The sequence below is a fragment of the Halobacillus sp. B23F22_5 genome (genome assembly GCF_043497085.1).
Taxonomy (GTDB): Bacteria; Bacillota; Bacilli; order Bacillales; family Halobacillaceae; genus Thalassobacillus.
The window spans coordinates 338,254-362,070 of the sequence record NZ_JBIEKI010000002.1 but is presented as its reverse complement, the minus strand read 5'-3'; the positions used below and the strand labels follow the sequence as shown (position 1 = coordinate 362,070).

The following is a 23,817-nucleotide window of genomic DNA, read 5'->3' as shown; positions in this document are numbered from 1 at the left end:
ATAGTGGGAAGATAATTATAAGTGAAATTTTTTTAATTGTAAAGCGTTTACAATCGATGGCAACAATATTGTCAAAATCGCTTCTAAAAAGTTACAAACATGATAAAATGGGTATATACTTGTATAACTTTTGTAAATGTATTTTAAAGGGGGAGCTTTCTCAATGGATAAAATTTTACGATACCGGAAAATCGTTTGGGTATTTATATTGTTATTACTTTTTACTGGGATATTTACATATTTTCAGTTGCCGAAACGGGAAATACCAGAAATCAATGTCAACCTGACTTCTCTTTCGACTGTTTATCCCGGTGCCACACCTGAAGAGGTGGAACGAACTATTACCAATCCCTTAGAAGCGGAACTTTCATCCATCAATGGAATTGAAGAAATATCCTCTGCTTCAACTACTGGTTTTTCAACCATTACGGCTACGCTTGCCGACGGAGTAGATAACAACACGGTTAACTCTAAAATACAACAGGCTGTTTCGGATGCTTCGAGGAATTTCCCTGATGAAGCGGAGTCTCACGAAATAGAAACAGACCTTATGATGTCGGCTGCTGCTTCTTATCATTTGATAGCGGATGATTATGAGACATTATATAGCCTTCATAACACAATGGAGAGCTGGAAAGAGGAACTAACAAGTATCAATGGGATTGAAGCAGTGGAAATTAAAGGACTCCCTAATAGAGAAATAAAGCTGTCACTGGACAATGATAGCCTGATCGATAACCAGGTCTCCCCTTTCCAGGTGATTGAATCTGTAAATAAAGAGTTAGCCCCGGCTGCTATTGGTACTACTCAAAAAAACGATAAAATTTATCAATTAGTAATGGACAACATGACCGATATCAATAGCTTTGAAGACATCAAAGTAACAGAGGGTAAAAATGGACCAATATTCGTGCGCGATGTGGGGAATGTCGATACAGAGACGGTAGAGGAAGAAGACTTGATTACCTTTGAAGGCAAACCAGCCTTATCGATTACTCTTTTAGCTGAAGAAGGGGTAAATATGTCTTCACTACAAGACCAGGTATCTTCTAAGATTGAAGAACTTTCTGCTGAATTACCTGATGAAGTTACTACTGACAGGTTCTACACACAAAATACTATTATAGAAGAAGTGTTCACTAACCTGCTGACATCCTTTGCCATTTCACTTTTAGCGGTATTTTTTATCATGATTATCGGCTTGCCGATCTCCTCTGCTATTCTTGTAGGGTTATCCGTTCCTTTATCCATTATCATCGGTTTGATTCCTCTGCCATACACTGGTGTCGACCTGAATCAAATCTCGATTATTGGGATGATTATCGCAATCGGTATCCTGGTAGATGATGCAATTGTAGTCAACGATAACATCCAGCGGCGCTTACAACTTGGGGATTCCCCGCTGGAAGGAACCATTAAAGGAGTTAAGGAAGTCGGTCTCTCTATTGTCACTTCTACTTTGATGATCATATTCAGTTTCCTTCCTTTGACCTTCTTGTCTGGAAGTAATGGTGATTTTATTAGGGCGCTGCCGATGGTATTGATACTAACAATTATATCTTCAACAATTATGGCTTTAACTTTTATCCCAACAATCCAATATGCACGTTATAAAAGAGCTTCATCCAATCCATCCAGAAAAGCTGGACTTCTTGGAGGATTTTTCAACCGCCTGGAAACTATTTATGCGGACCGGATCCTGCCGAAAGTAACAAAACGCCCCTGGACGACTGGTTTGCTCGGTTTACTAGCCTGTGTCCTGTTAGCACTGCTTATTATTAAAATCCCATTTGAGTTTTTCCCTAGTGCCGACCGGCCGGAGGTCACCGTTTCAGTAACATATCCACAAGGTACTACCCTTGAGGAAACAAAAGAGTCAATTGAAAATATGGAAGAATTTCTGCTTGGTAATAATACTACCATCACAGAAACTGCCGTATATGCAGGAAGCGGTCTGCCTAACCTATTCAGCTCAGGACTGGAAAGGTCCGGGGAAAATACTGGGCAGTTACTGGTAAGAATCGACCGGGATAAAACAAGTGCTACAGCTTTTATCGATGATTGGGAAAATGAATTAAGAAGTGAATTTGAAAACGCTGAAATTTTCATGGAAACCATTGAGTCCGGTCCACCTGCTTCACCACCTATCGTGTTGAAAATTCAAGGACCAGCATTGGATCAGCTTATCCAGTTGTCAAAAGATATTCAATCTCGTTTTGGACAGTTGGAAAGCTTAGAATTGACTACCCTGAACGCAGGTAGTGAACAGCCGTTTATCCGTTATCAGCTCGATCAGGATTTACTGGCTGAAAACAACATTACTGACGAACAAGTAACTTCTCTTCTACAAGTCGCAAATACCGGGATACCGATGGGGATATTTGATAACGGTAAAGAACGGCTGCCTATTACTGCAATTGTAGATGATGGAAAAGAAAATGGCGTGAACCTCGAAGCTTTACAGGTCACTTCCCAACCATCTGCATCCAATCAGAATCCATCAGGAGAACAGCCGCCATCGTTTTTCTCACTCGATGAAATCATTACAGAAGAGGAATTTACCCAGGCAGGGGCAATCCCTCACCTTGATGGAAAAAGGACCTTCACCATGGAGGCTTACCCTAAAAGGGGCGAAGAAGCAAAATTCGAACAAGAAGCGAATGATTTAATTGCTGAGATCCAGAAAGATGCTCCTGAAAATTATCAGGTATTTCAAACTGGAGAATCAAATGCTCGTACGGAATTTTTCATTGAAGTCGCAAAACTGTTCGTAATCGTTTTGTTTTTGATTTACCTAACGATTGCTATTCAATTCAATTCTTTGACAATGCCGCTTTTGATTACAAGTTCGGTATTCTTAGCAGTAACCGGAGCGATTATTGGCCTGTTCGTGTTCGGTCAGCCGTTAAGCTTCCTTGCTGTATTAGGAATCGTCTCTTTATCCGGGATTGCAGTACGGAACTCCGTTATTCTCGTGGAATTCATCGAGCAGAACCGTAATAGTTATGAGACGATTGTGGAAGCAGTAACGCAAGCTGGAAGAGCAAGGTTAAGACCGATCATTTTGACATCTTTGACGTCTATCGCAGCACTTACACCAATAATCTTTACAGGAGATGTATTATTTCGCCCGTTGGCCATCTCTATTGTCTCGGGATTGTTATTCTCTACCCTCTTGACATTGTTGCTTGTACCAGCATTTTATTTGATGCTTTTCCGCATCAGACGCAGGTAAGCTTTCATTTTCTTCCTTAGTAATTCTCATTTCAGTGGAGATACTATTCAACTAAGGAGGGTGAGTGAATGGGACGCGGTAAAGAATTCAAAGCGAAAAGACAAAACCATGAACATGAGAAACCGAAGACAGCAAAGCGTTTTGCTGAGTCCGGGGATCAGGTAAGAAAGATCCCGGAAGGCACTTCGCTAAAGGAATAGCAAAAGGGACCAATCAATGGTCCCTTTTTATATGTTTCCAATCATTCAACAGCATATCCATCACATAATGGACGGAATGGTTGAGCTCATTATAACGCTTTTTCTTTACATCGATATAATAACTATGCAAAATCAATAGTTCCACATTTTCATGCGTGGACTTCACCTGGTTTGGATGAACATTGACTCGTTTGTCTTTCACAAATTCCTCCGCCGTTTCAAGCCATTGATCATTTAACTGAAACATAGGCGCTGATTCTGTTTTGACTTTTTGAAAAAAATCATGATTATTACGATCAGCCGGCCCTTCCTTGGCTTCATACCTGGTTCGTAACTCTTCAACCAAATTTTTGATTTGTATCGTCAATTCATAAAGATCAGACATTCTATTTCACCCCTTCCCCTCTAGCCTATCACGCCTGGGGAAAACGGTACATTCATTGTAATTAAATCAACCTTGTCTTTCTCCCAGCCATAGAAAATGACTTTTCCATGTGCAGATCTTTTTGGTTGCGCTTAAGCTCTTTTATTTCCGCACGCATTGTCAAGATTTCTTCCTGCAAACGATCGATTTCTTTTCGATGGGCGACCGCCATTGTAAATACTACCTCGTCGGCTTTTAAGGAAATCTTTTGTTCCAAACGTTGCATGTCATCCATCATTTCAATGATGGAATGTTCGAACTGACGTCGGGATACACCCTGCTGTCGTGCTTTTGTAGATACTCCCATGCACAAACCTCCTCTTATGCTTTGTTATTATATAGATTCTAGCTTCTGCTCTTACCTCCTCCACGGCTGACAAAACTAGAACTATTCTTACAAAAACAGCTATCTTATCCAACATAAAAATTTCATTTCGACAAAGAATAATGATAAGGAGGGATGCACCCATGAGTAGAAAAGAACAAAAACGTTCCGAAACCCAAAATAAGAAAAACAGTAAAAACAACCGAAATCAAACAGGCAACCCTAAACTAGACGGAGAAAATCATCCTGCTACCTGAGTTTGAACAAACGAGGCTGGCATTTTATAACCAGCCTCACTCCTGCTATACACCCAAAAGGTTACTAACCTTGAGCAATAATTTCTTTTTTACATAATACCTTTTAGGAGCGCCATTTGGGGAAGGAATGCCAGCCTCCCACCACTTTTGTTTCAACCCCCTTAAGCGATGCCAATCCTCACGAATATTGTCTTGATGCTGGACTATTGGATAAACTTGCTTCAAGGGCGGAGCAGTCATAGTAGGAAGCGTGAAGTACTGCTCATATTCTTCCCTGCTTCCCACCGGTTCCACAGAACGAATAAAATCAAGAAAATGTGGTAACAGCCGGGGATTAAAAAGGAGTCCAGTCAGCGTATTTCCAATTGCGATGCGTTGATCGATATGTGTAAACCTATAAACCGGAAGTCCATATAATGCGCCACTTTTCATGGGAAATATAACTACATTCAACCGAAAAAAAGATTCGAGCAAGTATGGCCATTGATGAAAGATTTGACGTCGAAAGTATGGCTGCTGAATAACCGGGTTTTCAATGACATTCTGTTCGTTGATGATTAGAGCTTTGACAAGCCGATCACCATCTGCGGTTTCCCAAAAACGCAGCCATTCTTTGATCATGAAACGTGACACGTGGAAGGCTTTTAAGCATTCGAATAATGGCTTCCCCTGTTCCTTCGATAGTTGGTAAATGAGAAGCTGAGGATAAGCGTCTGAAAAAATCAGCCAGTTCGCCCTTTCATAGGTAGAAAATAATTGCTGGCGCTGTTTATCGTTCAGCAGGCTTTTAATGGGAGATATGACGAGATCTGTCATATTCCATCCTGCATTTCGGGAGACCATACTTGCCAGCAAAGCCCAGCGAATTTCTGGATTCTTTAAATAATAGTTTTGATAAGCAAGCGTTCGGGTAATGTTATCCGAGTTATGGACAGTCGATTTATATTTTACCTGCTGGATAATCTCGCTATGGACCCCTGATGACACGGTCATCACCTACTTTTTTTATTTATTATGTATCATCGGCACCAGTATAATTATCAATACCAAAATATTTTAGTTCTCATTTTTTAAAGAAATTTGGTATGATACTCTCATGGTGGGAGGTATGAAGATGAATTATCCAAATGGTAAACGGAGTACTGTCTCTAAACCTGACAATACCCCGAAGAAGCCGGACTTCAGCAACAGGGGAATGACCCTTGAGGAGGACATCAATGTAACCAATGAGTATTATTTAGCATCAAATACCGCGGTGATCCATAAGAAGCCCACCCCGGTCCAAATTGTTCGTGTAGATTACCCTAAGCGGAGTGCAGCTGTCATCAAAGAAGGTTATTTCAAACAAGCATCTACTACTGATTATAATGGGATCTATCGAGGCAATTATATTGATTTTGAAGCTAAGGAAACGAGAAATAAAACTTCCTTCCCATTAAGCAATATCCATCAGCATCAAATTGATCATATGAAAGCTGTACATGATCACGGAGGAATATGCTTTATGATTATTCGTTTCACTCCACACCAGGAAACATTTTTTTTATCAGCTGTGAAACTTTTTTATTGGTGGGACGAACAATATAATGGAGGGAGAAAATCTATTCCTTATTCCTATATCCAGCGGAATGGAAAACTTATCCCTTTCACTTACCAGGCACGTGTAGATTACGTCAAAGTCCTTGATAAGCTTTTTTTCTAGAAATGGAGGAAATGAGTTATGGCAAATGATAGCCAATCTCGAAAAGCAAGAAGAAAACAAAAATTCACGAAGAAAATCAATTTCAAAAAGGTGCTACTGGCACTACTGATTTTAGGAATCTTCCTGATGATTGGTGTAGGAAGTTTATTCGCCTACTATGTTTCAGGATCTCCTAAACTTGATAAATCGCAATTATCCGATCCAATCCCTTCACGAGTATATGATATGAATGGAGAGCTATTTGCAGAGTTGGGGAATGAAAATAGAACAAAAATCAATTACGGTGATGTGCCGGATGTCATGATCGACTCAGTAATAGCTACGGAAGATGCCCGCTTTTTTGAACATTCCGGTATCGATATCAGACGTATCGGTGCAGCTGTATGGAGCAATATCACCAGCGGCTTTGGGTCCCAAGGTGCAAGTACCATCACCCAGCAGGTCGTCAAACGTTCCTTTTTAAGCCCGGATAAAACCCTTGAACGTAAAGTTCAGGAACAATGGCTGGCGATTAAGCTGGAACAAAAATATTCCAAAGAAGAAATTCTGGAAATGTATTTGAATAAAATTTATTACGATGCTGGTGCATACGGTGTCGCAGAAGCGGCAGAAACCTATTATGGAATTACTGATTTGAATGAATTGACATTGCCGCAAGCTGCGTTGCTTGCCGGTATTCCACAGCGCCCTGCTGCCTATAATCCGATTAAACATCCGGAAAACGCTAAAGAGCGTAGAGACATTGTTTTAGATTTGATGGTCCACCATGGAAAGATTTCAGAAGAAGAAGCAAAGAAAGCGAAGCAAGTAAAAATCGAAGATATGCTTAACCCCAAAGAAGATACAGATAACAAATATCAGGCTTTCTTAGATCAGGTACAGCGAGAGGTCAAGGCAAAACTTGATGGAGCCGATATCTACAAAGATGGCTTAAAGATTTATACTACAGTAGAACCGAAAGCTCAGGAAAAAATGGAAGAACTATTAGGCGAAAACAGCTCCCTTCCATTCCCGGATAATGAACTGCAGACAGCTTCAACTGTTGTAGATACCCAAACTGGTGAAATCCGAGCAATTGGGGGAAGCAGAGCAAAAGAAGGATCAAGCGGCGGATATAATTACGCGATTCAAGGTGGCAGACAAGCCGGTTCTACATTCAAACCGATCATGGCTTATGGACCGGCAATTGAAAATATGAAGTGGTCCACCTACCATCAATATAACGATGACGGACCGGTAGAATTTGAAAATGGTGATGTCATCGAAAATTACAATGAAAAATATTATGACTGGGTCTCCATGCGTGAAGCCCTTTACCGTTCCTTGAACAATCCAGCAGTCAAAACGTTCCAGGAAGTGGGTCCAGATAAAGTTCTCCCATTTGCTGAAGGGCTTGGAATCGAGGTCAATAAAGACAAATTCTACCCATCTGATGCCATTGGCGGTGGAAGAACAACTGCTACACCGAAAGAACTTGCCGGTGCTTATGCTGCTTTTGGTAATGAAGGCGTCTTTAATGAACCGTACGCAGTTACAAAAGTAGAATTGCCGAACGGAGAAGAATTTGATTTGAAACCAGAACCAAAAGCTGCGATGAGTAAATACACCGCTTATATGGTTACTGACATGCTGAAAAGCGTGATGACAAATTCCAGCGGTACGGGACGAGAAGCAAACATTCCTGGTTTGCCAGTAGCTGGTAAAACAGGTACAACCAACTTTGGAGACGATGTAACACCTGATGCCTGGTTTAACGGATACACTACCAATTACACGATATCCACATGGACGGGTTATGGAGATAGAAATGATAAGCATATTCCAGAATCAGGCCAGGATATTCCTAAACAATTGTTCAAATCGTTGATGACAACCATATCTGAAGGTGAAGAAACACAAGATTTTGTTAAACCGGATACGGTAAAAGAAGTGGAAGTGGAAAAAGGTTCAAATCCGGCCAAACTGCCTAGTGATTACACACCAGATTCAGAGATCGTAACTGAACTATTTGTTGCTGATAACCTGCCGACAGAAACATCGGAACAATATGATAAGCTAGATCCTGTCTCAGGATTATCAGCAGAGTATAATGAAGATAAACATGTTATCGACTTGTCCTGGGATCATAAAGATGATGACGTTCAATTTGAGGTTTATGTCTCGGTTGACGGTTCTGATAACAGACAAATTACAACCATGAAAGAAAAATCTTTGGAAGTCACTCAAATAAATGAAGGTTCAACGTATGAATTCAGTATAAGAGCTGTTAATGATGATAGTAAGAGTGACCCGCAGTCAGCTTCAGTAACGGTGCCTGGCGGCGATGGTTCTGAGGAAGATTCGGAAGAAGAATCTGAAGAGAATCAGGATAAAAAAGATAAAGAAAAAGATAAAGACAATGGTAATGGACAAGGAAATGGCGGTGACACTGGAGACGGCAGTACTGGTGATGACGGCACTGGTGACGGTGGCACTGGTGACGGTGGTACTGGCGACGGTGACACTGGAGACGGCGGCACTGGTGACGGCGGTACTGGCGACGGTGGTACTGGTGACGGTGGTACTGGCGACGGTGGTACTGGTGACGGTGGTACTGGCGACGGTGGCACTGGTGATGACGGCACTGGTGGTGACGGCGGTACCGGTGATGACGGCACTAGTGACGGTAACAACACTGATGAAGATAGTGGATCTATCTTACCTTAGTACCAGAGCAAAGTCTTACAAATTACCCCATAAAAGTGACATTCAAAAAGCCAGTAGATGGTATTTCATCTACTGGCTTTTCTTTTTGCTAAAAGCTATTTATATACGATTCTGTTTCTTCATACGCTTCTGACCTTCTCGGCAAATTTCCAACAGTTTGCATTGTTCACAATTTGGACGTTGGGCTTTGCAATGATAGCGCCCGAAGAAAATCATACGATGGTGCGTTTCGCTCCACTTCTCCTTTGGAATTTTCCGCATGAGCGTTTTCTCTACTTCCAGCACAGAGTCTTTCCATCTACAGATAGCTAATCGTTTCGAGACACGTTCAACGTGGGTATCAACAGCTATGGCAGGTTCCTCAAATGCTACAGAAGCTACCACATTAGCTGTCTTTCTTCCTACACCTGCCAGGCTCTCCAGCTCTTTTTTAGTCCGCGGTACTTCCCCGTCAAACTTATCCAACAGCGTTTGAGACAGCTTACGAATGTTTTTAGCCTTATTTCTATATAAACCGATGGAGCGGATGTCCTGTTCTAATTCTTCAATGGGCACTGCCAGGTAATCTTCCGGGGTGCGATACTTTTTAAAAAGGTCCTTCGTCACTTTATTGACCAATGCGTCCGTACACTGAGCTGACAGCACCACTGCAATTAACAAGTCAAATGGATTGGAATGATTCAATTCACATTCTGCATGTGGAAACATCTCTTCAAATACTTGCAGGCAGTATTCAATCTGTTTTCTATTGAGCACCTGTCCATCTCTCCCCTATTCTTCCTCAAGCCAATTATAATATAAAGATATATCCTTCTTGGAGCGTTGAGATACTGGCTGTTCGGTATGCTGCTGTTGACCTCTGAATTGTTTTCCTGCCTGTCTTGCCTGATCAACGCTCCTAATCCCCTTCTTACTCCATTCTCTAAGAATGCGATCGATATACTTGAAATTCAGTTTTCCCATTAAGACCGCTTCTCTCAATGCAGCTTTAATGAGTGCTGGCTGCTGTCCATCTTGATCGAGCCATATATTAATGGTTTCAATCTCGAAAGGAGATAATAAACGACCGAATTCTTGTTCAAATAATACAAATAAATTATCATGTGCTTCTTTGTTAGATTCAGGCGCAACTTCTTTTTCAACCGTATATAGTTTTTCCCACAACGGCTCAAAAGAATAATATTCATTCAGGATGCCGTCTTCATTTCTTTTTTGTTCAATTACCAGGATCTTTTTCTTGATCATATTACGGAGCAGTCGGGAACAATCCTGTTCTGTGCCTGAAGCAAATTGAGCAATCTCCTCTGGTGTAGGAAAAGGATTGCCCTCATAGTAAAAGCGTTGGATTTGAAGTAAAACTAATAATTCTGATTCCGTCAATCCTAACGTCTGATAGTTCTTCAATAAGCGTTTGGATATAACCATTTGATCATTTAATATATCCTGATATTGCTGATAATTACTCATGATTTCACACCTTAAATGTATATATACTGGCTGTCTTTTTTTCCAATCCGCTCTTCATAACATAGACCATGCCCGTTAATACAGCATGGTCTATGAAAAATCTTATTGAAGGTCCTCATCCTTCCATTATGGATATAAACGATTCAGCAAGCGAGGGAATGGAATGGTTTCCCTTACGTGCTCTACACCTGCTATCCATGCAACCGTACGCTCTAACCCCAGGCCAAATCCGGAGTGAGGAACGCTGCCATACTGGCGCAGCTGCAGATACCATTCGTAAGCAGGACCCGTCAACCCATGTTCTTCATACCTTTGTTCCATCAGTTCCATATCATCGATCCGCTGTGAACCTCCAATGATTTCTCCATAACCTTCTGGAGCAATCAAATCAGCGCATAACACAACATCCGGACGTTTCGGGTCTGGTTTCATGTAAAACGCTTTGATATCCGCAGGCCAATGGGTAATGAAAACAGGTTTGTCAAAGCTTTCTGCAATTGCAGTTTCATGTGGAGCCCCAAAGTCGTCACCCCATTCGACATCATCAAAACCTTTCTCTTTCACTAACTGGATTGCTTCATCATAGGTGATTCGTGGGAAAGGAGCTTGTATCTTTTCCAGTTGAGCAGTATCACGCTCCAGTACTTGCAGTTCAATGGTGCAATTTTTTAACACGGATTGAATCACATGTGAAACATATTCCTCCTGTACCTGGAGGCTGTCTTCATGATCCATGAAAGCCATTTCCGGTTCAATCATCCAGAATTCAATAAGATGGCGCCTTGTCTTCGACTTTTCGGCTCGGAATGTCGGCCCGAAGCTAAACACTTTCCCGAATGCCATCGCTGCTGCTTCCATGTATAATTGACCTGATTGAGAAAGATAAGCGTCTTCATCAAAGTATTTGGTATGGAATAATTCTGTCGTTCCTTCTGCTGAAGCTCCAGTCAAAATCGGAGGATCGACCTTAACATAACCTTGCTCATTGAAAAATTCATATGTCGCCCGAATGATTTCATTACGAACTTTCATTACTGCATGTTGTTTCTTAGAACGTAACCATAAATGACGGTGGTCCATCAAAAACTCCGTACCGTGATTTTTAGGTGTAATCGGATAATCAACCGCTTCATGGATTAGTTCGAAATCACTCACTTGCATTTCAAAACCAAGTGGAGAACGTGTATCTTCTACAATTGTCCCAGTAACATAAAGGGATGATTCCTGAGTCAGACCTTTCGCTTCCTGAAACTTTTCTTCACCAACCTCAGCCTTGACTACAACTCCCTGCATAAAGCCCGTGCCATCTCTTAACTGCAAAAAAGCTATTTTTCCGCTGGACCTTTTGTTAGCAAGCCACGCTCCGATCGTCACCTCTTCGCCTACATGTTTGTGTACTTCTGCTATCGTCGTTTTCACAATGTTCCCTCCAACTACTATGAATTATGTTTTTCTACAAATTGCTTGATCCGCTTAGCTGCTTCTTCGAGTTGATCTAAAGAAGTGGCATACGAAAGTCGGATATTTTCCGGGGAACCGAATCCTGAACCCGGCACTACTGCTACTTTTTCTTCTTCCAATAATGCTTCCACCCATGCATCAACCGTATCAAAGCCATTCTGCTCACTGGCTTCTTTGACATTAGGAAACAGATAGAAGGCTCCTTTTGGTTTTACACACGTTACACCAGGTATCTCAACAATCCAATCGTAAAGCTTTTCTAACCGTTCACCGAATGCTTGTTTCATTTTATTTACTTCATGTTCATCCGTTGTATATGCCGCTAGTGCAGCGTACTGTGCAATTGAAGTCGGATTGGATGTGGAATGGGATGCCATGCTAGTCATCGCCTTGATGATTTCCGCATCCCCTGCTGCGTAGCCGATTCTCCACCCAGTCATCGAATGTGATTTAGAGACACCATTGATAACGATGGTATGTTTGTATAATTCCTCTGATAAAGAAGCGATCGAAACATGTTCTTCTTCTGAATAAATCAGTTTTTCATAAATTTCGTCCGAAACAATCAGCAAGTCATGCTTCAGGCAGACTTCTCCAAGTTTTTGTAACTCTTCCCGGGAATACATCATGCCTGTAGGATTGCTTGGTGAGTTAATTATAACCGCTTTCGTCTTCGAGGATATAGCAGCTTCCAATTGTTCTGGAGTGATTTTGAACCCATTCTCCTCTTTTGCTTCGGCAAAAACCGGCTTCCCTTCTGCCAGCTTTACCTGTTCCGGATAGCTCACCCAGTATGGAGTCGGAACAATCACTTCATCTTCGGGATTAAGTATAACTTGAAATAATGTGTATAAAGCGTGCTTAGCTCCTGTAGTGACGACAATTTGTGTATCTTTGTAATTCAATCCTTGATCTTTTGAAAATTTTTCGATAATCGCCTGCTTCAAATCAGGAATACCGCCTGATGGAGTATATTTAGTCAGGCCCTGTTTCATTGCATAGGAAGCTGCATCCAAAATATATTCTGGGGTGTTGAAATCCGGCTCTCCTGCGCCTAAGCCGATGACATCATGTCCATCTGCTTTCAGTGCTTTTGCCTTTGCTGTTATCGCTAATGTACTTGATGGTGTCAAAGCTTGTACCCGGTTTGCTAGTTTCATTTTCTCCACTCCTCCTAAGATCGTCTGAATGCAAATTGCTGATACCGTTCTCCTGACTTGGCGTCATAATGAGCTATTACGTATCTTCCCTGCTCATCTATGTAGGTCATTTCCCAAACCGTTCTTTTATCTTCAAGTCCCAATTTGATATCAATCCATTCGCACTTATCACAATTTTCCTGCCACGCTTTTTCCAGACTGGATGCATCAGCAAGTTCTTCTTTCTCCAAATAAGTGACCAGTTGCTTATTTTCCTTACTGATAAAAGCATAACCGTGTTCCCCGGACTCAGTTGCTCCAGAAACAATGTGAAGTACCTCGTTACCGTTATACCTTTGAATAGAGTCGATGTCAATCAATGCCGTTTTTTCAACGGCTATTTGCTTTGATGCCCCATATCCTTCTTGCTTATCTTCCATGATGTCTGTGTAAAACCAGTAAGCAGCAATGGTTAGAATCAAGCCGATAACAATACTGCCAAGAACTGTCCATTTTACCCAATCAGGTACGGTAGATCGTGAAGACTGCTGTGTCCTGATCATCGTCATCCAATGCCAATCCAAACATTAAATTTTGTTCTTTCAATGTACGATTCAACGTATCGACAATTTTGTACAAATCATCACTATTCTTAATTTTAATCGTTGAAAGTGTTTCGATTTTATTCCCCATTATTTATTCCTCCAAAAAAATCAGTTCATCTCAATATTTGCTACTCATATAAATGGCAGTTTAACGGACAATATTAATGTAACGTAAAGTCATCACCTTTATCATTATAACAGTTCACTTATCAAAATTTGATGGTGAATTCCACATAAACCAAAAAAACCTAACCCACAACCATCCTGTGCCCGGACTTCGGGCACAGTTTTTTTACTTTAAGAAAGTAACTTTGTTAAAGGATTAAAGTATAAGTAAAACTAAGGCTTTCGCCATAAGGACTTGGCGACAAGCCAAGTTTTTCTAATTTAATCTGATGGTACATTGTATTGGTCTTTGTCCATTTCAATTGTTGTCGTTCCGGTTTGCTGGAGCCGGTATACATCCATCCAGAAGCCATGCATACGTTCAATCAGACCATCATTCATCGAACTTCCTTTTCTTGTAAAAATAACTGCCAAGTGAGGATCTGTTTTTTCCAGAAATTGTTCTGTTGGGGCATTACCCGTCCCATACTCCCCGATTTTTAAGATTTGAAAAGGTGGCAATGATTTTTTGGTAATATGAATTTCTTCCTCAACATCCCCTTTTGCGAAGAAAATGACTCCCGTTTCATAAAAGGATAAATGTAGGGCCATTTTTTCTTCATCCGTGAAAATGACCTTAACGGAAATACCATCTAAGTGGACTTCATCGTCTTCTTTCCAGGTAGTGGTCGTCACATCTGCCTCCGGCTGGCAATTGGTTTGTATTGTTCCTGTATGATAAATTTTTTCTGCTTGATATTGTTCGATAAGTTTATTCATGTTCCCACAATAATCATTGGTTTGACCAGTCAGTATAATTCCTTCGATTGTCTTAACATCAAAACGTTCAAGTTCTTCGATCAGCTGCTTATAGCTGTCATGTTCCCCTGTATTGATGAGATAATATTTTTTACGGTCAGTTTGGAGCAATGTTGCTTCCCCGTCCGCCAAATTAAAGAATGTGATTTTCGCCTGACTTTGTTCTTTAGGTTCGTATTGTGAACCTTCTGGCTGGCTTGCTCCTGTCATGACCAGACTCAACAGTAACAGAAACAATAATCTTAACATCTGCATCCCTGCTATCTTCAAAGAATTTAACATCTTTAGCATATGCAGACGAAAAAATCATAACCATTCTTGAGCTTTTTCCATTAGTCTTGCAGTACTGTCAATTTCTAATGGAACCTCGGGAATCGATTGGATAAAATATTTCCCATAACGTGCATGGATCAGGCGCTGATCACAAACGAAAACAATTCCCCTATCGGTACTGGAACGGATAAGTCGGCCGAATCCTTGTTTGAACCGGATGACTGCATGAGGCAAAGATTGTTCCATAAAAGCATTCTTTCCGTTTTGCTTCAATCGATCTGCTCTGGCTTGATATACAGGATGGTTTGGCGGCTGAAAAGGCAGACGCACAATCATAAGACAAGATAAGTCATCACCAGGAATATCGACGCCTTCCCAAAACGAGCTGGTTCCAAGCAAAATCGACTGGTCAAAGGCTTGGAAGTTTTTCTTCAAACGTTCTCGACTCCCACTTGTAATTCCTTGAGCAAACAACATGAATTCTTCCGGAAGAATTATTTCCCTCAGCAGTTCATATGTTTTTTTCAACATGTCATAAGAAGTGAATAAAACAAGCATTCTTCCTTCGGTGATTTGGGCCATGGAATAAATTGCTTCACAGGTTGCATGAATGAATTCTGTTTGATCGCTTTTTATATCAGGAAAATCATTTGGTACCATTAGCTGCACCTGTTCTGAAAAAGGGTAAGGTGATGGAATTTTCACTTGAACTGGCTTGAGATCCGTGATTCCCAGACGGTCGGTAATATAACGAAAAGAATGCTTCATAGTGAGGGTTGCACTTGTAAGAACAATACTGTCTTTAGATTCAAATAAAGAATGCTTCAACCGTTCTGAGACGTTTATTGGTTCACTATAGAGGTACACGGAATTATGTGCTCCCATTGCATCAATTTCCAGCCATTTCACCTCTTCTTCCTCATCATCCAGTAAATACTGGTGCAGCTCACCATTCATTTGATTTAATTTCTGGATGAAAGCTGATATTTCTATAAAATCTGAATTGCTGGAGTCGGTAAGAATATTCTCTGCTTCCAAATGTGCGTACAACGCTTCCATCCCTCTATCCAGATGATTGACAGCAAAGCTTAGCCTTTGGACCATTTCCTGAATAGTCGATAACTGCTTTGGTTTAATCTTATTATGCTGATAAGTAAATTGGACCCTGCCGACATCACTTCTATCTGCCCGTTTTTTATTGTTAGCCATAACCAGCTGAAATAAATAACGGAATAAACTATCAAGATCTTCTTTCAACTGTTTATAGACAGGAAGATTTTCATTTACAATTTCCATCATTTTACTTGACCAGGCTGATTTCTTTGAAGTATATAAAGCTTCCAGCTGGTTAAAGTAATTTTGCCATAACCCATAATCCATATGAAGGCCAAAATATTTGCTGGCTGTCGTTTCTAAATGATGGGCTTCATCTACTATCAAATGATCAAATTCAGGCATGAACGCATGTTCCAGTGTCAAGTCAGTACATAATAAAGAATGATTGGTAATAATGATATCAGCTTTCTCTGCATGACTCCTTGCCTTTCTGTAAAAGGAATCTTTATTGGCCCTTGACCAGGTTTCTTCTGCTTCTTCTTGATCCGTAGAGATTCGATTCCATAGATATTTTCCACTTGAAGGTAATTGTATTTCGTCAATATCCCCAGTAATCGTTTCCGTCAGCCAGACAAGAAGCATCGCTTTGGATAAAATAATATCGTAATTATCTCTGCTTCCTTCTTTCAGTTCTTTACTGAAACGAAGGGTGCTGATGTAATGTTCTTTACCTTTCAATAATGCAATTTCGAACGGATGACTGAACAACTTTTTAACCTGAGGGATTTCTTTTTCCAAAAGCTGGCGCTGTAATTGTGTTGTAAATGTACTTATGACCACTCTCTTTCTATTCGTGACTGCATAATAGACAGCGGGTATCAAATAAGCCAGTGATTTACCTGTACCAGTTTCTGCCTCAATCAATGCATGCTCTTCGGATGTGAATGCATCATAAACGGTTTCTGCCATTGTCTTTTGGCCTTCCCGGTATTCATAATCATTGATGATGGAAGCTAATCCATTTTCAGAAAAAAATAATTGATCGAGATACTCTCCGAAAGAATCAGGCACTTCGTGTTCATATTCTGACTTGGGTGCTATCGCTTTTACAGCCAGGCCATGAATCATTTCCACTTCTTGATCTTCTTGGTCACTGTACATTTTTCGACTGATTTCATCCTTTAGTAAGTTACGTAAATCACTTTTCAGAGGACTTTCAATTTCTAAAAGCTGCTGCAATGTAACCAATGGAAGCCTCGTGAATTTCTGAAACAAATATGCCAATAAATCCACTGTCACTTTTGTATCAGATAAAGCACGATGGGGATCGTTATGCTGGATGTGCAATTGTTCTGCAAGCTGCCCTAGTTTGAAGCCTGGAGACTGAGGCAGAAGGATGCGTGCGAGTTCCACCGTGTCGATTACGGGGTTATCAAGTGCATTCAGACCACATCTCACAAATTCTTTATTTAAAAAGCCAAGATCAAACTGAATATTATGTGCAACTACATAGGCACCTGTAAACATTCGGTAAATCTCTGGGGCAATTTCTGAAAAGAGAGGGGCATTTTCCACATGCTCATTTGTAATCCCGGTCAAGTTTGTAATAAACGGTGGAATATCTTGCTCTGGATAGACTAACGATGAGAACTCTTCCACTACTTCTCCATCTTCCCAGATTACGATCCCGACTTCGATGATTCGATCGTTTTTCAGTGGTGCGTTACCGGTGGTTTCTAAATCAACGACTGTAAATCTTGCCATCCCTTACCCCTCTTTTCATTCGTTTACATCCTTTATGTAAATAAGATTTCGCAATTATTTTTACACATAATCTGTTAATGTTGTTGTTGATTTTTTCATTAGCGGTGTATTCAACTATATGGCCGTTTAATGGAATACTCAGTTTCAAGGTAAAAGGGGCTCTTTACCATAAAAGAGTAAGGATTGGTTGGGAATCTACTCGCTTTCCAGCTTCATCGCCTAGACACTCGCGACATAAGCAGTCCATCAACGGGAAGAAAGAACACTTCCCTTTTGCTGTTCTGCTTATGCGTGTCGTGTCTCCCAAGGCGATTACGCATTTATTTCTTTCCTGCGGGGGACCTGGCAAGCTTCCTCGGGCTAAAGCCCTGCGGGATCTTGCCTAGCCCCTTCTCCCGCGGGAGTCTCGCAGTTCCCCAACCATCCCATCCGAAGGATGAGAGAAACGAACCCCTGCCATAATTGTATGTTTTCTACGATTGTTGAATAATAAAGCCAGTTATAAGCCATCCTTCGAAGTGCAGTTATCCATATATTTGAAGTGCGTTATAAGATGTTTCCGTATTCTCATAAACGCTAGGAGGGCCGGGAAATTGCGAGACTCCAATGGGAAGATAGTACATGGTGAGATCCCGCAAGGCGAAGCCTGAGGAAGCTCACGGTACGCCCATGGAAAGCGAGTGATTTCCCGGACCTCCAGAAGCTTTTAATCTTAACGGAAACAGTTTCTCTCGAAACTGAGTCTTCAAGTAAAGGGAGCTTAACTGTAAAGTCAACACTACTACAATAATAAAGGATTCCGCTTGGTTGTAAGCGAGAATCCCCTGTTTAGCGTTATTCGAAACAACCTGTCCTATACTAATTAGTGACTGCTGTCAACGGTGGTTCTTCTTCAATAACCTGTTTCACTTGATTATTTTCATCCATCAAGGCGATTTTTGGTTTGAAATCAGCTAACTCTTCCTGTGAAAGCATAGCATACGATACAATGATGATGACATCCTCCGGCTGTACCAGACGAGCCGCTGCCCCATTCAAACAAACAACACCGCTTCCCCGCTCGCCAGCAATTACATAAGTTTCGAGACGAGCTCCGTTATTATTGTTGACTATTTGAACTTTCTCATGAGGAAGGATTCCTACTTCTTCAATAATATCTTGATCAATCGTAATGCTCCCTACGTAATTCAAGTTTGCTTCCGTTACGCGGGCGCGATGAATTTTTGCTTTCATCATAGTCAGGTACATGGTGTCTCCTCCTATTATGTCATCCTATGGTTATTTCACCATTGCTGTCAAAAACCAAATTATCAATTAACCTGGCTTTTTCAAACTTTACAGCAGTGGCTAAAATCATTTTTCCTGCTGGTCTGTCGACAGGTTCTAAGTTTGGATAAGATAACAATTCAATATAATCTATTTTACCATGAGTATTGTTTTCAATAAATGTATTTACAGCAGTCTTTACGGATTGGATGTCTTTTTCACCATTTTTAATCATTTTTCGCCCTTTTTGTAACGCCTTCTGAATAGCAGGAGCTTCCTCCCGTTCATGCGGACTCAAATTAACATTCCTGCTGCTTTTTGCTAAACCATCCTTCTCTCTCACCGTTGGTACGGGAACGATCTCCACAGGAAAATTCAAATCATCAACCAACGCTTTCACTACAGCTACTTGTTGAGCATCTTTCATTCCAAAATAAGCTGCTGATGGCTGGCATAAGTGAAACAGCTTCGCTAACACTGTGACCACTCCGTCAAAATGACCAGGACGGCTTTTCCCACAAAGTACATTTGTCCTTTTGGTAACTGACAACTTAATCGCAGGTTCTGATGGATACATGCTCTTTACTGTAGGAAAAAATATAATATCTACACCAAGCCTTCGTGCTACTTCCCTGTCATGCTTTTCATCTCTTGGGTAATGATCTAAGTCTTCTCCTTCACCAAATTGCAGCGGATTGACAAAGATGCTTAAAACGACAATTTCGTTTTGCTTTTTAGCCTGACTGATAAGCTGTTCATGACCTTCATGTAAAAAGCCCATGGTAGGTACAAACCCAATCTTTTTACCCTGAACACGATAATTGCTGGTTTCTTTCTGTAATTCCTCAGGTGATTCGATGATTTTCATGATTCATCACCTTTACTATCCGGCAGACTTGAAGGGTCCATGGTAAACGTATGTGACTCCTTAGGAAAATCTCCGGTTTTAACTTCTTTTACATATTTTTCAATCGCACCTGTAAAAGTCCTGTTAGCATCCTCGTAGGTTTGGACGAATTTTGGCAGTCGATTCACGCCGTAGTTCATAATATCATGATAAACTAACACCTGACCATCACATGAGGCGCCTGCACCAATCCCGATTGTAGGAATGGTAAGTTGTTCAGTTATTAAAGCAGCCAGTTCCTTTGGCACACATTCCAGCACCAGCGCTATTGCTCCGCTTCTTTCAACCGCTAAAGCATCCTGTAATAACTGTTCTGCTGCTTCCTTTTGTTTGCCCTGGACTTTATAGCCTCCTAATACGTTAACCGATTGCGGAGTCAGTCCGAGATGTCCTACTATCGGTATACCGCCTTCTGTCAATCGCTCAATCGTAGGAAGCAGGCTGCCTGCTCCCTCTACCTTTAATGCCTGTGCCTGGGTTTCCTGATAAATTCTCATCGCATTCTTCAGAGAATCTTCAAGAGATATATGATAAGACATGAATGGCATGTCCACAACGACATAGGTGTCCCTCGCTCCACGAACTACAGCTTTCCCATGGTGAATCATATCATCCACTGTAACAGGGATAGTAGAATCATATCCCAAAACGACCATGCCTAAAGAATCACCTACTAAAATCATTTCAACTCCCGCTTGTTCCGCAATCTTGGCTGAAGGATAATCATAAGCTGTCACCATCGCAATTTTTTCATTAATCTTCTTCATATCCAGCATTCGTTTACGGGTTAGCATTGTAACCACCTTCTCCCCAGTGAATTTCAGCAGAATAAAGCTTTTCCTGAATTCCTTCTTCTGTGCGAGTTAATAATGCGCCATCAGCCTCAATCCCGACCAGTGTTGCCTGCCATGTCTTACGCATGGTAGAGATCGTAACTTCCTGTCCTAATCTGTAGCCATACTTTTCCCATTTGTTTTTTATGGGAAGGAAACCTTCTTGAATAAACTGTTCATATGTATTTTCGAAAGTCTCCAAAATCAGCTGGATCAGCCAGTTTATATCCCATGTTTTGCCGGATTCTTGCCGCAGGGAAGTAGCTTTGTGCCTGATATCTTCCGGCAGGCTGGATTCATCCTGATTGACATTGATGCCTATGCCCAACACGATATATTGAATCTGGTCCTGTTCTGCCTGCATTTCTGTCAATATTCCTGCAATTTTCTTGTGGTTGATCAATAGGTCATTCGGCCATTTTATTTGGGGGGATAGATCAGATATTGACGCTATCGCCTCTGCCAACACCACAGCGGTAAGCAAAGTGATTTGGGGGGCTTGGACAGGGGGAAGCTCCGGCTTCAGCAATAAGCTAAACCAAATGCCTTCATTTCTTTTTGAGTGCCAGGCTCGGGACATACGCCCTTTCCCTTTCACTTGCTCATCTGCTACGACCACGGTCCCATGCCCGTAACCTTCTTTTGCTAATTGATGAGCAATATCCTGAGTGGATGAAACCTGCTCATAGTGAAAGATGTCTCTGCCGATCCGACTGGTATTAAGTCCCCATTGCAATGTATTTTTCGTAACCTTGTCAGGATAGGCTACTATCCGATAGCCTTTTCGGGGAGCAGCTTCTATTTCATAACCGTCCTTCCCTAATTCCTTCATATGTTTCCAAACAGCGGTTCTGGATACGTTCAGCTGATCGGAAAGTTCTTGTCCTGAAAGGTAGGAGTCCCTGTTACTCTCTAAAATTTTTATCAGTCTCTGCCGGGTGGATTCCATTTGATCACCCACTCCTTTATTTCATTATAATCATTCTTTAGCTCTCTGGATACTACCTTCTCTTCAATGGTGCTGAGTAACTTTCCTATCCATGGACCTCTTGGTTTATTTGGAAATATCTCAAAAAGGTCTTTTGCCTGAAAAGCAAGCTCAATGCGATGATGGACTGCAAGTTGTTCCCTTATCATTTTGACATCATCATTTAACTGGGCAGCATCAGGCGAATAAAGTACCCCCGCTACTCTTGCAAACGGTTGGGTTAGATTTTCAGGGAGCTGGTACACTAGCCAATCATCCAATCCGTTATCCTGGTAATACTGAATTGCATTATGAATTGCTCTAGCGTCGTTCTTCACTTGTTTGGATAGCTTCCATTGCAGGGTCCATTCCTCTACAGTGAGCTCAGGAGCACAGTGTACAAAGTAACTGATGATTTCTGCAAAACCAGCAAAAGGATAGGGAATTATTTTCGCGTCATTAAACAAGTCAGCATAACGGCGGAAGATTGGAAAATACTGAAACAACCTGGCATCCTCGCAAATTTCGATCGCCTGAACAAGTTGATTGCCTTGAAACATTTTTTCAAACTCGATTGCTATTCGTTCTACAGCAATTTTTTCAAGCAACGGTCCTTGTTTTTGAACCGCTGCTCTTGTCTCTTCCTCGATCGTATATCCTAATTGACTGACAAACCGTACAGCCCGCATGATGCGCAATGGATCTTCTTCAAAGCGTTCATAAGGGTCTCCGACAGCTTGTATCTTTTTGCCTTGAATAGCCAGCTGGCCAAGAAATGGATCAATCAAATCCCCATTCTTATCTAAAGCAATCGCATTGATGGTAAAATCTCTCCTGGCCAAGTCCTTCTTTATATCCGTAACAAACTCCACCTTATCCGGATGACGATAGTCCTGATATCCTGACTCGGATCGAAATGTTGTAATTTCATAAGATTCACCATCGAAGCGAACAATTACGGTACCATGTTCTATACCTACAGGGATTACTTTATCAAAGATATCCATAATTTCTAATGGAGTAGCAGAGCTTGCCAAATCGACATCGCCGATTTCCCTGCCAATCAAGGCATCACGGACGGCCCCCCCGACAAAATAAGCCTGAAATCCATGACTTTCAATCCGCTTAATGACTGACAAAGCTTTTTGAAAAGCCGGGATATGTTTCATGTTCACTTTCATGATTCCAACACCTTATCATAAAGAGCTTCATATTTTTTCAATATTTGTTGTGAATGAAATTCTTCCTTTACTCTTTCTTCACTTTTCCTTGAAAATCTTTCCCACAAGGCATCATCCTTCAAAATTTTAATGCTCTTTTCACTGATATCCTCCACATCACCAACCTCTGATATATAACCGGTTTCACCATGTAAGATTACCTCTGGTATACCTCCAGCTTCTGTACCTATACATGGAACCCCACATGCCATCGCTTCAAGGAGCACCAGTCCAAAGCTCTCTTTCTCAGAAAGCAAAAGCTTCAGATCTGAAATAGACAACAACTCTGACACGTTTTCCTGTTTTCCTAAAAACAGAACATGATCCTGAAGGTTAAGATCCTTAACTAATTGATACGTGGTGGAAAATTCAGGTCCATCCCCGACGAGCATCAATTTAGCCGGTACTTCTTTCACAATTTTGCTGAAAGCATTAACAACATCCTGTACCCTTTTCACCTTACGGAAGTTAGAGATATGGATAATGACTTTTTCTTCATCTGCTATATGGTATTGTTTTTTCAAATCTTGATCCGAGTGGCGATAATACTCCCGTTCGTCCACAAAATTGTAGAGAACATCCATTTCCCTCTCAACTGAGAGCATCTCTTTGGTTTGTTCAGCTAGACTGCGTGACACTGCAGTAACCCGATCTGATTGCTCAATACCGAACTTAATAATATTTTTCATACTCGGATCAATTCCGAGCACCGTAATGTCTGTTCCGTGCAAAGTAGTGATGATTTTTACATCATGGTCAACCATTTGCTTAGCAAGGATGGCGCATATGGCATGGGGCATTGCATAATGGACATGAAGAATATCCAGCTTTTCTCTATTGATGACTTCTGCCATTTTATTTGCTAGTGCTAAATCATAAGGTGGATGGCTGAAAACCGGGTAATTGGTCACCTCTACCTCATGATAGAATATATTTGAATAAATGCGGTTAAGCCGGAAAGGCACCTGGGAGGTTATGAAATGAATTTCATGCCCTTCTTCTGCTAAAAGTTTACCAAGCTCTGTAGCGATTACCCCGGACCCTCCCACGGTGGGATAACAAGTAATGCCTATTTTCATCACACAA

At 41.2% G+C, this 23,817-nt stretch carries 21 protein-coding genes; 4 read left to right on the top strand and 17 right to left on the bottom strand.

The window, feature by feature from the left end:
* Window positions 1-163: 163 nt before the first annotated feature.
* Together ACGTN9_RS05210 and ACGTN9_RS05205 are read left to right on the top strand one after the other, a co-directional pair.
* A complete protein-coding gene (locus ACGTN9_RS05210) occupies window positions 164-3,235 on the top strand; it encodes an efflux RND transporter permease subunit (protein WP_499591194.1) in 3,072 nt (1,023 codons plus the stop codon).
* 68 nt (window positions 3,236-3,303) lie between these two features.
* On the top strand, window positions 3,304-3,435 hold the full coding sequence (locus ACGTN9_RS05205) for a hypothetical protein (protein ID WP_499591192.1): 132 nt from the start codon (window positions 3,304-3,306) through the stop codon (window positions 3,433-3,435).
* Between the two features lie 13 nt (window positions 3,436-3,448).
* Here the strand turns inward: ACGTN9_RS05205 and ACGTN9_RS05200 are convergent, their stop codons facing one another.
* The 3 genes from ACGTN9_RS05200 to ACGTN9_RS05190 all read right to left on the bottom strand — a co-directional run bounded on the left by ACGTN9_RS05200 (window position 3,449) and on the right by ACGTN9_RS05190 (window position 5,428).
* Complete coding sequence (locus ACGTN9_RS05200) at window positions 3,449-3,820, bottom strand: DUF1798 family protein (protein ID WP_499591190.1); 372 nt, start codon at window positions 3,818-3,820, stop codon at window positions 3,449-3,451.
* 61 nt (window positions 3,821-3,881) lie between these two features.
* Window positions 3,882-4,166 (bottom strand): hypothetical protein, encoded by a 285-nt coding sequence (locus ACGTN9_RS05195; protein WP_499591188.1) that lies wholly within the window; start codon window positions 4,164-4,166, stop codon window positions 3,882-3,884.
* A 320-nt stretch (window positions 4,167-4,486) separates the two neighbouring features.
* Window positions 4,487-5,428 (bottom strand): DUF2515 family protein, encoded by a 942-nt coding sequence (locus ACGTN9_RS05190; RefSeq protein ID WP_499591187.1) that lies wholly within the window; start codon window positions 5,426-5,428, stop codon window positions 4,487-4,489.
* Between the two features lie 127 nt (window positions 5,429-5,555).
* On the opposite strand from ACGTN9_RS05190, the gene recU reads away from it, so the two are divergent.
* Window positions 5,556-6,143: a Holliday junction resolvase RecU gene (gene recU, locus ACGTN9_RS05185; RefSeq protein ID WP_499591185.1), complete on the top strand. Its 588-nt coding sequence runs from the start codon at window positions 5,556-5,558 to the stop codon at window positions 6,141-6,143.
* 18 nt (window positions 6,144-6,161) lie between these two features.
* Window positions 6,162-8,849 (top strand): PBP1A family penicillin-binding protein, encoded by a 2,688-nt coding sequence (locus ACGTN9_RS05180; RefSeq protein ID WP_499591183.1) that lies wholly within the window; start codon window positions 6,162-6,164, stop codon window positions 8,847-8,849.
* 99 nt (window positions 8,850-8,948) lie between these two features.
* Here the strand turns inward: ACGTN9_RS05180 and nth are convergent, their stop codons facing one another.
* From nth to bshA, 14 genes are all read right to left on the bottom strand, one after another.
* A complete protein-coding gene (gene nth / locus ACGTN9_RS05175; protein WP_499591181.1) occupies window positions 8,949-9,605 on the bottom strand; it encodes an endonuclease III in 657 nt (218 codons plus the stop codon).
* Between the two features lie 15 nt (window positions 9,606-9,620).
* Window positions 9,621-10,316, bottom strand: coding sequence for a DnaD domain-containing protein (locus ACGTN9_RS05170; protein WP_499591180.1), 696 nt, complete (start codon window positions 10,314-10,316; stop codon window positions 9,621-9,623).
* A gap of 126 nt (window positions 10,317-10,442) precedes the next feature.
* Window positions 10,443-11,735 carry an asparagine--tRNA ligase gene (gene asnS / locus ACGTN9_RS05165; RefSeq protein WP_499591178.1) on the bottom strand — a complete coding sequence of 431 codons (1,293 nt, stop codon included), beginning with the start codon at window positions 11,733-11,735 and terminating at the stop codon, window positions 10,443-10,445.
* Between the two features lie 17 nt (window positions 11,736-11,752).
* Window positions 11,753-12,937, bottom strand: a complete 1,185-nt coding sequence (locus tag ACGTN9_RS05160; protein ID WP_499591176.1) for a pyridoxal phosphate-dependent aminotransferase — start codon at window positions 12,935-12,937, stop codon at window positions 11,753-11,755.
* Window positions 12,938-12,951: 14 nt separating this feature from the next.
* On the bottom strand, window positions 12,952-13,485 hold the full coding sequence (locus ACGTN9_RS05155; protein ID WP_499591174.1) for a cell wall elongation regulator TseB-like domain-containing protein: 534 nt from the start codon (window positions 13,483-13,485) through the stop codon (window positions 12,952-12,954).
* Window positions 13,439-13,609, bottom strand: a complete 171-nt coding sequence (locus tag ACGTN9_RS05150) for a YpmA family protein (RefSeq protein WP_499591172.1) — start codon at window positions 13,607-13,609, stop codon at window positions 13,439-13,441. Before ACGTN9_RS05150 ends, ACGTN9_RS05155 begins: the two co-directional genes overlap by 47 nt.
* Window positions 13,610-13,908: 299 nt before the next feature.
* Window positions 13,909-14,694 (bottom strand): ComEC/Rec2 family competence protein, encoded by a 786-nt coding sequence (locus ACGTN9_RS05145; protein WP_499591170.1) that lies wholly within the window; start codon window positions 14,692-14,694, stop codon window positions 13,909-13,911.
* 57 nt (window positions 14,695-14,751) lie between these two features.
* A complete protein-coding gene (gene dinG, locus ACGTN9_RS05140; protein ID WP_499591168.1) occupies window positions 14,752-17,538 on the bottom strand; it encodes an ATP-dependent DNA helicase DinG in 2,787 nt (928 codons plus the stop codon).
* Between the two features lie 858 nt (window positions 17,539-18,396).
* Window positions 18,397-18,786: an aspartate 1-decarboxylase gene (panD, locus tag ACGTN9_RS05135; protein ID WP_499591166.1), complete on the bottom strand. Its 390-nt coding sequence runs from the start codon at window positions 18,784-18,786 to the stop codon at window positions 18,397-18,399.
* 19 nt (window positions 18,787-18,805) lie between these two features.
* Window positions 18,806-19,672, bottom strand: a complete 867-nt coding sequence (gene panC / locus ACGTN9_RS05130; RefSeq protein WP_499591164.1) for a pantoate--beta-alanine ligase — start codon at window positions 19,670-19,672, stop codon at window positions 18,806-18,808.
* On the bottom strand, window positions 19,669-20,505 hold the full coding sequence (panB, locus tag ACGTN9_RS05125) for a 3-methyl-2-oxobutanoate hydroxymethyltransferase (protein ID WP_499591162.1): 837 nt from the start codon (window positions 20,503-20,505) through the stop codon (window positions 19,669-19,671). Before panB ends, panC begins: the two co-directional genes overlap by 4 nt.
* On the bottom strand, window positions 20,492-21,493 hold the full coding sequence (locus tag ACGTN9_RS05120; protein WP_499591159.1) for a biotin--[acetyl-CoA-carboxylase] ligase: 1,002 nt from the start codon (window positions 21,491-21,493) through the stop codon (window positions 20,492-20,494). Before ACGTN9_RS05120 ends, panB begins: the two co-directional genes overlap by 14 nt.
* Window positions 21,469-22,692 (bottom strand): CCA tRNA nucleotidyltransferase, encoded by a 1,224-nt coding sequence (locus tag ACGTN9_RS05115; RefSeq protein WP_499591157.1) that lies wholly within the window; start codon window positions 22,690-22,692, stop codon window positions 21,469-21,471. Before ACGTN9_RS05115 ends, ACGTN9_RS05120 begins: the two co-directional genes overlap by 25 nt.
* Window positions 22,689-23,810, bottom strand: coding sequence for an N-acetyl-alpha-D-glucosaminyl L-malate synthase BshA (bshA, locus tag ACGTN9_RS05110; RefSeq protein WP_499591156.1), 1,122 nt, complete (start codon window positions 23,808-23,810; stop codon window positions 22,689-22,691). The genes ACGTN9_RS05115 and bshA overlap by 4 nt, the downstream gene beginning before the upstream one ends.
* Between the last annotated feature and the right edge of the window lie 7 nt (window positions 23,811-23,817).